Annotated in this window: 13 protein-coding genes; 7 read left to right on the forward strand and 6 right to left on the reverse strand. The window is 56.7% G+C overall.

All coding sequences use genetic code 11. From position 1 onward, the window contains the following. Window positions 1–120: 120 nt before the first annotated feature. From cccB to cspD, 6 genes are all read right to left on the reverse strand, one after another. Window positions 121–453, reverse strand: a complete 333-nt coding sequence (gene cccB / locus KNP86_RS08870) for a cytochrome c551 (RefSeq protein ID WP_021065416.1) — start codon at window positions 451–453, stop codon at window positions 121–123. A 107-nt stretch (window positions 454–560) separates the two neighbouring features. Beyond that, window positions 561–1,418 carry a YitT family protein gene (locus KNP86_RS08875; RefSeq protein ID WP_214753857.1) on the reverse strand — a complete coding sequence of 286 codons (858 nt, stop codon included), beginning with the start codon at window positions 1,416–1,418 and terminating at the stop codon, window positions 561–563. 61 nt (window positions 1,419–1,479) lie between these two features. Then, complete coding sequence (gene prfB, locus KNP86_RS08880) at window positions 1,480–2,580, reverse strand: peptide chain release factor 2 (protein WP_214753859.1); 1,101 nt, start codon at window positions 2,578–2,580, stop codon at window positions 1,480–1,482. A 54-nt stretch (window positions 2,581–2,634) separates the two neighbouring features. After that, on the reverse strand, window positions 2,635–5,157 hold the full coding sequence (gene secA, locus KNP86_RS08885; RefSeq protein ID WP_138859058.1) for a preprotein translocase subunit SecA: 2,523 nt from the start codon (window positions 5,155–5,157) through the stop codon (window positions 2,635–2,637). A gap of 142 nt (window positions 5,158–5,299) precedes the next feature. After that, window positions 5,300–5,860, reverse strand: coding sequence for a ribosome hibernation-promoting factor, HPF/YfiA family (gene hpf, locus KNP86_RS08890; RefSeq protein WP_021065412.1), 561 nt, complete (start codon window positions 5,858–5,860; stop codon window positions 5,300–5,302). A gap of 314 nt (window positions 5,861–6,174) precedes the next feature. Further along, on the reverse strand, window positions 6,175–6,372 hold the full coding sequence (gene cspD, locus KNP86_RS08895) for a cold-shock protein CspD (RefSeq protein ID WP_021065411.1): 198 nt from the start codon (window positions 6,370–6,372) through the stop codon (window positions 6,175–6,177). 273 nt (window positions 6,373–6,645) lie between these two features. On the opposite strand from cspD, the gene KNP86_RS08900 reads away from it, so the two are divergent. The 7 genes from KNP86_RS08900 to KNP86_RS08930 all read left to right on the forward strand — a co-directional run bounded on the left by KNP86_RS08900 (window position 6,646) and on the right by KNP86_RS08930 (window position 11,518). Further along, window positions 6,646–7,140, forward strand: a complete 495-nt coding sequence (locus KNP86_RS08900; RefSeq protein WP_138859057.1) for a competence protein ComK — start codon at window positions 6,646–6,648, stop codon at window positions 7,138–7,140. Window positions 7,141–7,229: 89 nt separating this feature from the next. After that, window positions 7,230–8,894 carry a hypothetical protein gene (locus KNP86_RS08905; protein ID WP_251130481.1) on the forward strand — a complete coding sequence of 555 codons (1,665 nt, stop codon included), beginning with the start codon at window positions 7,230–7,232 and terminating at the stop codon, window positions 8,892–8,894. 9 nt (window positions 8,895–8,903) lie between these two features. Then, window positions 8,904–9,194 (forward strand): EscU/YscU/HrcU family type III secretion system export apparatus switch protein, encoded by a 291-nt coding sequence (locus KNP86_RS08910; protein ID WP_029595031.1) that lies wholly within the window; start codon window positions 8,904–8,906, stop codon window positions 9,192–9,194. Then, a complete protein-coding gene (locus tag KNP86_RS08915) occupies window positions 9,191–9,571 on the forward strand; it encodes a flagellar export chaperone FliS (RefSeq protein WP_214753861.1) in 381 nt (126 codons plus the stop codon). The genes KNP86_RS08910 and KNP86_RS08915 overlap by 4 nt, the downstream gene beginning before the upstream one ends. Next, window positions 9,555–10,379: a flagellin N-terminal helical domain-containing protein gene (locus tag KNP86_RS08920; protein ID WP_214753863.1), complete on the forward strand. Its 825-nt coding sequence runs from the start codon at window positions 9,555–9,557 to the stop codon at window positions 10,377–10,379. Before KNP86_RS08915 ends, KNP86_RS08920 begins: the two co-directional genes overlap by 17 nt. Window positions 10,380–10,399: 20 nt before the next feature. After that, window positions 10,400–10,843, forward strand: coding sequence for a YaaR family protein (locus KNP86_RS08925; RefSeq protein ID WP_029595028.1), 444 nt, complete (start codon window positions 10,400–10,402; stop codon window positions 10,841–10,843). Window positions 10,844–10,852: 9 nt separating this feature from the next. Continuing rightward, entirely contained in the window at window positions 10,853–11,518 is a 666-nt protein-coding gene (locus tag KNP86_RS08930; RefSeq protein WP_214753865.1) for a DUF2225 domain-containing protein, read from the forward strand. Window positions 11,519–11,625 lie beyond the last annotated feature (107 nt).

Here is an 11,625-nt window from a genome sequence, read left to right on the forward strand (position 1 = left end):
ATGCGGCTCCCTGCTTGCCCCCAGAAAAGCGAGCTGTGCCCGGTCGGGCAAATAAAAAAGACTGCAGACAATGTTTTGTCTACAGTCTGAAACCACGAGTCGCCTCGTGGTTCCCCATAATTATTTTTTCTCGGCGAGCCAAGCCGCGACAGCCGTGATCTCTTCTTCGTCCTCAATCACGTTCGCAGGCATGGCGCCTTTCCCGTTCTTGATGACTTCTTCGATTTCACTCGCCGATAGACGTGAACCGACGTCCGAAAGTTTCGGACCGCTCATGCCTTCTAGGTTTGCACCGTGGCAGGCCGCACAGTTTTGTGCGTAGACCGCTTCCGCGTCGACCGACGCCGTGTTCGCGCCGTCCCCGTTGCTCGTCGACTCTTCTTCATCGCCACCGCCGCACGCACCGAGCGTGAGCATGGCGCCAAGTCCAATCGCCATCATCCATTTCTTCATAATCAGGCTCCCCTCCTATGTCGTAGAAATAACCTACTTTTACCATTATAGCCGTTATGAACCGCTTTCTAACCTAACTCACGAAAAATACACAAAGATTCCACATGTTAGGGAACGTTGATATAGCGCTTATCGGACGTGAACCCTTGGCCCATCACCTCATGCGCCTCACTGAAGATGAGGAACGCGTCGGGATCGATACGGCGAATGATCTCTTTCAAACGACTCACCTCGTTCTGACGGACGACGACGAGCAACATCGGGCGGTCGAGACGCGAATACGCCCCGATCGCTTGAATCTCTGTCGCGCCGCGGTCGAGCTCATCGAAGACGGCGCGCGTGATGATGTCCCGCTTCTCCGAGATGACGTATGCCATCTTGTCCTGCGTGAAGCCGAGCTGGACGAAGTCGATCATCTTGATCGTGATGAACAGCGCGATGAGGGCGTACAGCCCCGTCGTGAACGAGAACGTAACCGCAGCGACGAGGACGACCGCCCCATCGAGGATGGCGATACAGAGATAGAGCGGGATGTGGGTGAACTTATGTAGGATCTGCGCGAGCAAATCCATTCCTCCGGTCGAGGCCCGTCCCCGGAAGATGAGGCCGAGACCGATCCCGACGCCGGCCCCGCCGAAGATGGCTGCGAGCAGCGTGTCATTGACGGCCGCTCCCGCGTCAATCGCTTCATAAAACAAGATCACGCCCGGCAAAAAGATCGACCCGACGAGCGACTTGACGCCGAAGCCGAGCCCGAGGATCATCCAGCCGACGAGGAGGAGCAACACGTTCGACACGAGCTGGAACGCCCCTGGCGAGATGTTGAACAGCTCGTACGTGATGATCGAGATCCCGCTGACGCCGCCCGAGGCGAGGTTGTTCGGCAATAGGAACAAGCTGAACGCCGAGGCGACGAAGACGGACCCGGTCAGTAAATAGATGTAGTCTTTGACGATTTGCTTCATTAAAGGTTTTCTCCTCTACATACAATGTGGCCCAAAGACGTCAGTCCTTGAGCCACTTGCATCACATATTTGTCTTGCGGAGGTAAGCGTCGACGAAGCCCATGATGTCCCCATCCATGACGCCGCCCGTGTTCCCGACCTCATAGCTCGTGCGGTGGTCTTTGACCATCGCGTACGGGTGGAAGACGTACGAGCGGATTTGGCTGCCCCAGCCGATGTCTGTTTTCTCGCCGCGGATTTCATCGAGCTTGCGTTGCTGCTCGTCGAGTTCGCGTTGATACAGTTTCGCTTTGAGCATCTTCATCGCCGCTTCGCGGTTCTTGATTTGCGAACGTTCAGCCTGACACGAGACGACGACACCTGTCGGCACGTGCGTGATCCGGACGGCCGAATCGGTCGTGTTGATGTGCTGACCGCCGGCACCTGACGCGCGGTACGTGTCGATGCGGAGGTCTTCCGTCTTCACTTCGATTTCAATGTCGTCATTGAACTCCGGCATGACATCGCACGAGACGAACGACGTATGACGGCGGCCTGACGAGTCGAACGGCGAGATGCGGACCAATCGGTGAATCCCTTTCTCCGCCTTCAAATAGCCGTAGGCGTTATGCCCGACGATACGGAGCGTGACCGACTTGACGCCGGCCTCTTCGCCCGCAAGGTAGTCGACCGTCTCGACTTTCCAGCCTTGCTTGTCAGCGAAACGTTGATACATGCGCAGCAGCATCGACGCCCAGTCTTGCGACTCGGTACCGCCCGCCCCCGGGTGCAACTCGAGGATGGCGTTGTTGGCGTCATACGGTCCGTTCAAGAGGATCTCAAGTTCGAACGCGTCGAAGTCGGCTTTGAGCGCCGTCACCATTTCCGCGAGTTCTTCTTGCATCTCGGCGTCCGGCTCTTCTTTGATGAGTTCGAGCGTGACTTCGCCGTCCTCATGGCCGTCCGCAAGCTGTTGATACTTGTCGACCATCGCTTTGAGCGCGTTCGACTCGTCGATGACTTTTTGCGCCTTCTCTTGGCTGTCCCAGAAGTCTGGGTACGTCATCTCGTTCTCAAGCTCGGCGATGCGGGCCTGCTTCTCTGTCAGGTTGAGCGATTGGCGATAATTCTCGAGGCGTTTCGCCATCGCCTCGAGTTCGTTACGAATATCTGAAATTTCCATAGTGTAGGTCACCTTTCCGTAGGAAAGAGGCGAGCGGGCTCGCCTCTTTCAAAATTAAGCCTGTTGTTTGCCGTGGCAGTTTTTGAACTTCTTGCCTGAACCACACCAGCACGGGTCGTTGCGCCCGAGCCGTTGGTCTTCAGAGCGACGGACCGGCTTTTTCTTCACCGGCGTGTCGTCCTTGCCAGACACCGCCACTTCCTCCTCGACGACTTTCTCGCGTCGGAGGTTGTCGCCGACTTCGGCACGGAGCACGAAGCCGGTCACTTCTTCGGAGATGGCCACGTTCATCGCATCGAACATGTTGATCCCTTCCGCCTGATACTCACGGAGCGGGTCGTTCTGCCCGTAAGCGCGCAAGTGAATCCCTTGACGAAGCTGGTCCATATGGTCGATGTGCGCCATCCAGTGCGAATCGACGGCCCGGAGAACGATGATCTTCTCGAACTCGTTGAAGCGTTCCGGCGGCGCGAGTTGGCGTTTCGCCTCATACTGCGCGTTCGTACGTTCGCTCAACAGCTCGATGATCTCTTCGCGCTCTTTGCCGAAGAAGTCCTTGCCTTCGACCGGTTGCTCGAGGGCGAGCGTCTGGTTGGCCCAGTGCGCGAGTTCCTCGATGTTCCACTCTTCCGGCACGAGTTCGAGCGGCGTATATTGCGCCACGCCCGTCTCGACCGTCTCTTGAATCATCGAACGGACGATGTCCGTGACCGATTCGTTCTCGAGGATGCTGGCCCGGTCTTTGTACATGACTTTCCGTTGGTCGGCCATGACGTTATCGTAGCCGAGGAGCTGCTTCCGTGCGTCATAGTTGTTGCCTTCGACACGTTTTTGAGCCGACTCGACCGCTTTCGAGACCATGCGGCTCTCGATCGGTTGCGTGTCGTCCATGCCGAGGCGCTCCATCATGCTCTGGAGGCTGTCAGTACCGAAGCGGCGCATAAGCTCGTCTTCGAGTGACAAGTAGAACTGGGATTTACCCGGGTCCCCTTGTCGTCCGGCCCGTCCACGGAGCTGGTTGTCGATCCGGCGCGATTCGTGGCGCTCGGTCCCGACGATGTATAATCCGCCGAGCTCGATGACGCCTTCGCCGAGCTTGATGTCGGTACCGCGTCCGGCCATGTTCGTCGCAATCGTGACCGCACCTTTTTGTCCGGCGTTCTCGACGATTTCGGCCTCACGAGCGTGGTTCTTCGCGTTCAACACTTCGTGTTTGACCTTCTTCTTCGAGAGGAGCTTGCTCAAATACTCCGACGTCTCGACGGCGACCGTCCCGACGAGGACCGGTTGTCCCGTCGCGTGGGCTGCCATGATTTCGTCGACGACGGCTTTGAACTTGCCTTCCATCGATTTGAAGATGAGGTCCGAACGGTCTTCCCGAAGGATTGGTTTGTTCGTCGGGATCGTCACGACCTGCATGTTGTAGATGTTACGGAACTCTTCTTCCTCCGTCTTCGCCGTCCCGGTCATCCCGGCCAGCTTCTCATACATGCGGAAGTAGTTCTGATACGTGATCGTCGCGAGCGTCATCGATTCGCGTTGAATCTCGACGCCTTCTTTCGCCTCGATCGCCTGGTGCAACCCTTCCGAGTAGCGACGTCCGTCCATGACCCGACCCGTGAACTGGTCGATGATCATGACTTGGCCGTCGCGGACCATATAGTCGACGTCATGATGCATGACGGCGTTGGCACGAAGGGCGAGCCCGACGTGGTGGTTGACCGAGACGTGCTCGATCGCGAACAAGTTGTCGATGCCGAAGAACTTCTCGGCGAGGTCGACCCCTTTGTCCGTCAAGAGGACCGATTTCGTCTTCACGTCGACCGTGTAGTCGTCCTCGATCTTGAGCGTCCGCACGAACGCGTCGGCCCGTGTATAGAGTTCTGTCGATTTTTGAGCCGAGCCCGAGATGATGAGCGGGGTCCGCGCCTCATCGACGAGAATCGAGTCGACTTCATCGACGATCGTGAAGTAGAGCTCGCGTTGGACACGGTCTTCTTTATAAAGGACCATGTTGTCACGCAAATAATCGAAACCGAGCTCGTTGTTCGTCGAGTACGTGATGTCACAGTTGTATGCCGCCTGCTTCTCGACGCGGTCCATGTTCGACACGTTGAGGCCGACCGAGAGACCGAGCGCGAAGTAGAGCGGTTCCATGAGTTCTTTGTCACGGCGGGCCAAGTATTCGTTGACCGTCACGACGTGGACGCCGCGGCCCGTGAGCGCGTTCAAGTACACCGGGAGGGTCGCGACGAGCGTCTTCCCTTCCCCAGTCTTCATCTCGGCGATGTCGCCGTTATGGAGCACGTAGCCCCCGATGAGCTGGACACGATAGTGGCGCATGCCGAGCACGCGCTCGGACGCCTCGCGGCAGACCGCGAACGCTTCTGGCAAAATATCGTCAAGCGTCTCGCCCTTGTCCAAACGCTCCCGGAACTCAATCGACTTCGCCTGAAGTGCTTCATCAGACAATGCCTTGATTGGTTCGGCGAACGACTCGACGAGGTCGGCCGCTTTTTCTGCTTTTTTCAATACTCGTTTCTGTGGAGCAAATAAATCTTTCAAAAAGTTCGCCATACGCTTTATCTCCTCTGCATTCACTGAAAAAATGCATGTTTTTTCCCTAATGTACAGTTTAACCGAAGTGACCCTTGCTTTCAAGGAAAGGCAAAAGGAAACGGCCCTCCGAGTCGGAGGGCCGTGTGGTTTCAAGGTTGAATTATTCAGGTTCGATCAAGCCGTATTTGCCGTCTTTACGACGGTAGACGACGTTCGTGTTGCCCGTCTCTGCGTCTGAGAAGACGAAGAAGCTGTGTCCGAGCATGTCCATCTGAAGAATCGCTTCTTCCGTGTCCATCGGTTTGAGCGTGAAACGCTTCGTCCGCACGAGTTCGAGTTCTGCCTCGTCCTCGTCATAGACGACCACGTCTTCGGGACCTTCGAGTGATTTGAAGTACTCGCCGATACCGCCATCTTTGGCACGCGATTTACGGTTGAGTTTCGTTTTGTGTTTACGGATTTGACGTTCCAATTTGTCGACGACGAGGTCGATTGCCGCGTACATGTCGAGGTTGGTCTCCTCAGCACGGAGCAACAAGTTCGGCATCGGGATCGTCACTTCCACTTTTTGTTTCTCATTGTACACTTTCAAGTTGACGTAAGCCGTCTGTGCATCCGTAGGAGTTGTGAAATACCGAGTCAATTTGTCCAGCTTTTTCTCGACATAGTCTTGGATGGCTGGTGTGACTTCAATGTTTTCGCCGCGAATGTTATAAATCATCTGAACTCCTCCTTAAAATAACCGCTTGACCCAATGATTCGTCAGATTGGACCGAATCTCCTGCTTCATTTCTGAAAAGAAAGTGGAACCAGGTGGCTCATATATAGTATACCCCGAATCCGAATCGTTTGAAAACGTTATCATCAGAAAATAATGACAATTTTGTTCCGACAGGTCCGTCTCTCACGTGAATCAGTGGTATAGAAACAAACTACCCGTTCTGTCCGTTCTTAAACGCGATTTTGATTGGGAAGGACATTATGTGAGAAAAACAAAAAAGTCGGCCCCGTTAGGAGCCGACTCGTGGTTCGAAATTATAATTTTGTAACGTTAGCCGCTTGTGGGCCACGCTCGCCATCAACGATTTCAAACTCTACCTCTTGACCTTCGTCAAGTGATTTGTAGCCGTCAGTTTGGATTGCTGAGAAGTGTACGAATACGTCTTTGCCGCCTTCTACTTCGATGAATCCAAAACCTTTTTCTGAGTTAAACCATTTTACTTTACCTACCATGTGTAAATCCATTCCTTTCACCATTGAAGAATACAGAGGCTTTCCCTCTATCGGTAATCTTACCACCTTCTTGCAGGCGTGACAAACACTTTCTCAAATTTTTGTAAACGAATTCTCATATGGCTTACATTGGAATTATATTTCCCTACTTTTCATATCGCCTTATTGAATTTACATATTTTGTGATATATCATGGAAGGGATGATTTAGGTTTGTGTTCCATCTGTTATGGCCGAGCCTGAAAATCCAATACGAAAAGGACGGTGCAGCTGTATGCGCCCCTACCATTCCGAGGAGAAATACCGTATCACGAAACGGACGGTGGCGATTTTGCCATGTCGAGACATGACGATGCAATCGCGGATCATTCTCGAGGACGGATCTGAGATCATGACGCCGCTCCGGCCCTACCAGCTGTTGCAGCTCTCGTGCCGCCAGTACAGCAGTTCGATCGAGGAACGCATCTTCGTTGCCAAGCGCGTCGCCGGTGTCAAAGGCAAAGTGCCTGTCGTCATCGAACCGACGTCCGGGCTCGTCTTCTTCCCGACGAAGTCCCCGAAGCGCCCTGATTGCGAATGGTACGCCTGGTCCCACATCCGTGACATCTCGAGTGACTCGCTAGAGCCGAACGGCTCGGTCGTCACCCAGGACGGTCACCGAATTCAAACGAACGCGACCGCGTACGTCCTCCGCAACCAGCTGAAAGCGACGGGCGAACTCGTCGCCCGGTTTCAACAATTGAACCAGAACGCCTTGCTCGAATCCTGACCCTTCCGTCGTCCGACGGGAGGTTTTTTTCTGTCGGTTTCGCTTCACTTTTTGAAAAAGAGGTCGATATATTGGTCGAGGTGACAACTATGCAAATCCAAGCCCCATTGACCGCGGCCGTCGCGGTCACGGCCGGTATCCAAACGAACCGGGTCTATAAGGCCGAACTCGTCAAACAGACCGGACCCGACTCCGGCATCGTTAAAATCAACGGCGAGCACGTCGAGGTCACGTTCGAAGGCGGGCTCCCGAAGACGAACCCGTTCCAATTGACGCTCGCCGAACAAGACGGCCAGCTGATCGGGACGATCGTCGTCAAGCCTGAGCCGGAGACGCCGGAGACTTCGAGCGGCCAACCGGTGAAACTCGATACAAAAATCCAAGCGTTGCTCGCGTCGCTACCGCCCGAGGTGCGGAGCGCCGTCAGCCGCCTGCTCCAATCAGGACGGTTACCGATGAACGAGGACACGGTGCGACTGCTCGAAACCGTCTTTAAAGGCGACCTGCGCGATGCCGTCCTTTGGCTAAAGACGATCGAGGCACCGACGCTCCCGCGTGACGTCGTCCGCGACATCGCCGTCGCGTCATTAGATGAAGCGAGACAACTGGTGACTCGTCCGGCGCCCGACGCCCCCTACCCGCAGAAAGAACGCTTCATCGAGCACGTCAACTTGTCGCGTCCCGTCAGCGAGCGTTTGACACCGACACCGGAGACGGTCGACCGACTCATCAATGAATTGCCGGAGCCGCGCCCGACGCGAATCGAGCCGCGCGAGGCGTTACCGCCCGTTCTCGGCCGACCGGTGCTCGTCAAAGAAGTGACGACACATCTCGCGACCGTGACGAACACGTTCCGAAACGAGCAAGTGACGGTCACGAAACAGCTCGGCCAAGTCGCCGCCCTCGTCGAGACGAACCCGCATCAGGCGCGCCCCGCGCTCGAGACGGTGTCGACCCGGCTGACACAACTTATCCAAAAGACGGACGCCTTGCTACATACGAGCGCGACCCAAGAGAAGGCGCTCGTCGCGATGACGGCGAAGCTCGACGTCGCCCTCGGGTTGCTGTCGACGAAACCGGCCGAGAGCGCCGCGCTCATTAAAGAAGTTCGCGCCAGCTTGAACGAGTTCCGCTACGTGCCGAACCATGTCCGGCTCGAATACATCCCGCACCAGGCGACCCGCGCCGGCGAACTGCCGCGCGTCACGCCGTTCAAGGTCGACCCGAACTTATCCGGCCGCGTCATCCAAGAGACGGCGCAGCGCGTCCAGGCGTCAACATTGTCATTGAAAGCTGACGCGGCGACACCTGAAGCACAGCGGCTCGCCTCGTTCTTCCAAGTCCAACAGACGCTGAATCGGCTCGACGGCGGACAGCTACAGCAGCTCATCCTCGCCTTGCCGGCGAAAGTCCAAGAGATCGACACCGGCATCCACGTCCATATCCAAAACCGTGAGGCCGGGGACGTCGTCGACTGGGAGAACAGCGTGCTCTATATCCGACTCGAGACACCACGTCTCGGAGAGATCGGCGTCAAGCTCGAGGCGATCGACCGGAATCTTCGGCTCACGCTCGAACACGATGACCCGGTCGTCGAGACGCTCGCCAAGCCGCTTCTCGGCAAAATCGAGACGACGCTCGAAGCGATCGGTTACCGGAGCGTGACGACCCAGTTCCGCCCACTGACGAAGACGGACCGACCGGAGACCGAGCGTCCGACGCTCGAGACGACCGGCTATGATTTCCGCATCTAGGAGGCTGTTATGTATCAACGTATGGATTTGACGAAACGCAAGACGGCCGCCGTCGTCCGCTATGACGAGACGATCGACCGGGCCCCGGTCATCGTCGCCCGCGGCACCGGCGCCGTCGCCGATAAAATCTTAGACGAGGCGAGATCACGCGGCGTCGCCATCGAGCATGACCACTCGCTCCTTGGCCACCTGCTCGACCTCGACCTCGGGGACGCGATTCCGCCCCAACTGTATGACGTCATGGCCGAAGTGCTACTACTGATCGAAGAACTCGACACCATCAAAGGAGACCCATCATGAACCCGAACCGACTATACGAAATGAGCCCGCAAGAGCTGACCCAAGCGATGCTCCACGCGCTCGTCTACCACTATGAACAAGCCGGGACGGCGACGATCGCCGAACGCAACCGCCACTTGCGTCAAGCACGCGAACTGCTCGCGAAGCTCCATCAAGGACTTCACGACGGCGGCGGCATCATCTCGGCTCAACTTGACGAGCTTTATCTCTATATGGCGAAATCGAGCCTCGAGGCGTTGATCGAACAAGATATGGACAAGATCGAGGAGCTTCACGGCCTCGCGACCGAGCTTGACAAGACGTGGGGCGAGGCGATTGAGAATGCCCGACTTCAACCCGTACCTGCAGGAGGAAACCGTTATGAAAATTACCAATAACGTGCAAGCACTCAAAGCGTACTCGTCGCTCACGCTCAACCAGGCGACGATGAAAAAGACGATGGACCGCCTCTCGAGCGGTGTTCGCATCAACAAGGCGTCCGACGACGCGGCCGGGCTCGCCATCTCCGAGAAGATGCGCATCCGTCTCGACTCGCTGTCGATGGCCGAACGCAACACGCTTGACGGCATCTCGCTCACGCAGACGCTCGAAGGCGGGATGAGCGAGACCCATTCCCTCCTGCAACGGATGCGCGAACTTTCGGTCCAAGCGTCGAACGGTACACTGAGTGGCGATGACGCCAAAGCGATTCAAGACGAGATCACGGCGCTCACGGATGAAGTGACCCGGATCGCCGAGACGACCGAGTTCAACTCGAAGAAGATCATGAACGGGGACTTTATCGCCGGCAATGAGACGCTCTTCTTCCAACTCGGGGCCGGTAGCGGCGAGGGCGTCGTCTTGAACGTCGACGACATGCGCGCCGCCGCGCTCGGGATCGACGGACTGAACGTGACGACGCAAGGTGGCGCCAATGACGCCATCGCCAAGTTCGACGCCGCCATCCAAAAAGTGTCGCTCGAACGCTCGAAGCTCGGTGCCATCCAGAACCGGCTCGAGGCGAACGTGAGCGTCGTGACGATCGGTTCCGAGAACTTGACGGCGTCCGAGTCACGCATCCGCGACGCCGACATGGCGCGCGAGATGATGGACTTCGCCCGCCTCAACATCTTGAACCAGTCCGGCATGGCGATGATTGCCCAATCGAACGCATTGCCGCAAGGCGTGCTACAATTGTTGAACTAACTTAAGGAAGGACGGATCCTATGGACATTCGTCGCATCATGGAGACACAGTCGCTTCACGGCGCCGGCAAGGCGAAACGCCCCGAGGCCGAGCCTGGCGTCTCGTTCCAGAACGTCATCGGTCAAAAACGGGAAGACCGCGAGCACGAGCGTTTCCAGCGCCAAATCGCGGCCATCCACGAGAAAGGCGAGCTCCTCGCCGAGAGCCAGACGGTCGAGTCGCTCGCCGAATATAAACAGCTCATCAAAGACTTTATGAAAGACGCCGTCGATGCGGCGCTCCGCCTCGAGGACAAACGCGGCTTCAACCGCCGCGGTCGCGCCAAGATTTATAAGATCGTCGAACAAGTCGACCAGAAGCTGCTCGCCTTGACCGATCAAGTCATCTCGGGTGAGGCGTCTCGTTTGTCGCTCCTCGACCAAGTCGGTGAGATTCGCGGCCTGCTCGTCAACGTATACGTGTGAGGTGAGATGATGGCAGAACATATCTTTTCAAAAAAAGTGAAATGCCCGTATTGTTTGAAACAGAGCGAGACGCCACGTGTCTTGTCGCGCCACATCCGGCCACAGGAAGTCGCGAAGGACGGATATACGACATACGATGGCGCCAACCCGTACTTTTATGAGCCGACTGTTTGCAGTCATTGTCACCTCGTCTTCCACGATTCGTTTGACAAGGTGCGAAAGACGCATCGCGAGGCGCTCGAGACGGGCTACTTCGACCGGGTCAACGCCGAGGCGCTCACCGGCGACCGTTCGGCCGAACACGTCATCCGGCTCTACAAGTTCGCCGTCGTGACGGCCCAGCTGAGCGGCCAGAAACCGTCCGTCGTCGCTATGCTCGGTATGCGGCTCGTCTGGATGTATCGCCTAACGGGGAATGAGGCGTCTGAGAAGGAATGGATGAAACGGACGCTCGACAAGTACAACGAGGTGCAGGAGGCGTACACGGATCAAATCCGGACCGGCCTCCCGTACGACCAGCTCATGTTGCGGATCGCCGACTTGTCGGCCGCACTCGGTCTGTATGAGGACGCAAGGCGTTGGTACGGAATTTTGCTCGGCAGCAAGGAAGTGTCGGAGCGGATCAGGACCCAGGCCCGGTCACACTGGGAAGATTTTAGAATCGAGCACGCCTAAAAGGGAGAGCCACGGCTCTCCCTCAGCTTGTTGACTAACATGATTGATATCGCTCGTCCTTCCGGTGCCCACGCTTTCCGCAGGCAATCCCGGAGCCGCATCGCGAC

The sequence above is a fragment of the Exiguobacterium sp. s16 genome (assembly GCF_018618115.1).
Lineage (GTDB): Bacteria > Bacillota > Bacilli > Exiguobacteriales > Exiguobacteriaceae > Exiguobacterium > Exiguobacterium mexicanum_A.

What these genes read in the sequence shown, in the direction of transcription:
- KNP86_RS08905 (WP_251130481.1), top strand. Translation starts at nt 7,230, where the DNA reads ATGCAAATCCAAGCCCCATTGACCGCGGCCGTCGCGGTCACGGCCGGT.
- KNP86_RS08920 (WP_214753863.1), top strand. Translation starts at nt 9,555, where the DNA reads ATGAAAATTACCAATAACGTGCAAGCACTCAAAGCGTACTCGTCGCTC.
- KNP86_RS08930 (WP_214753865.1), top strand. Translation starts at nt 10,853, where the DNA reads ATGGCAGAACATATCTTTTCAAAAAAAGTGAAATGCCCGTATTGTTTG.
- cspD (WP_021065411.1), bottom strand. Translation starts at nt 6,372, where the DNA reads ATGGTAGGTAAAGTAAAATGGTTTAACTCAGAAAAAGGTTTTGGATTC.
- KNP86_RS08910 (WP_029595031.1), top strand. Translation starts at nt 8,904, where the DNA reads ATGTATCAACGTATGGATTTGACGAAACGCAAGACGGCCGCCGTCGTC.
- cccB (WP_021065416.1), bottom strand. Translation starts at nt 453, where the DNA reads ATGAAGAAATGGATGATGGCGATTGGACTTGGCGCCATGCTCACGCTC.
- secA (WP_138859058.1), bottom strand. Translation starts at nt 5,157, where the DNA reads ATGGCGAACTTTTTGAAAGATTTATTTGCTCCACAGAAACGAGTATTG.
- KNP86_RS08900 (WP_138859057.1), top strand. Translation starts at nt 6,646, where the DNA reads ATGCGCCCCTACCATTCCGAGGAGAAATACCGTATCACGAAACGGACG.
- KNP86_RS08925 (WP_029595028.1), top strand. Translation starts at nt 10,400, where the DNA reads ATGGACATTCGTCGCATCATGGAGACACAGTCGCTTCACGGCGCCGGC.
- KNP86_RS08875 (WP_214753857.1), bottom strand. Translation starts at nt 1,418, where the DNA reads ATGAAGCAAATCGTCAAAGACTACATCTATTTACTGACCGGGTCCGTC.
- KNP86_RS08915 (WP_214753861.1), top strand. Translation starts at nt 9,191, where the DNA reads ATGAACCCGAACCGACTATACGAAATGAGCCCGCAAGAGCTGACCCAA.
- prfB (WP_214753859.1), bottom strand. Translation starts at nt 2,580, where the DNA reads ATGGAAATTTCAGATATTCGTAACGAACTCGAGGCGATGGCGAAACGC.
- hpf (WP_021065412.1), bottom strand. Translation starts at nt 5,860, where the DNA reads ATGATTTATAACATTCGCGGCGAAAACATTGAAGTCACACCAGCCATC.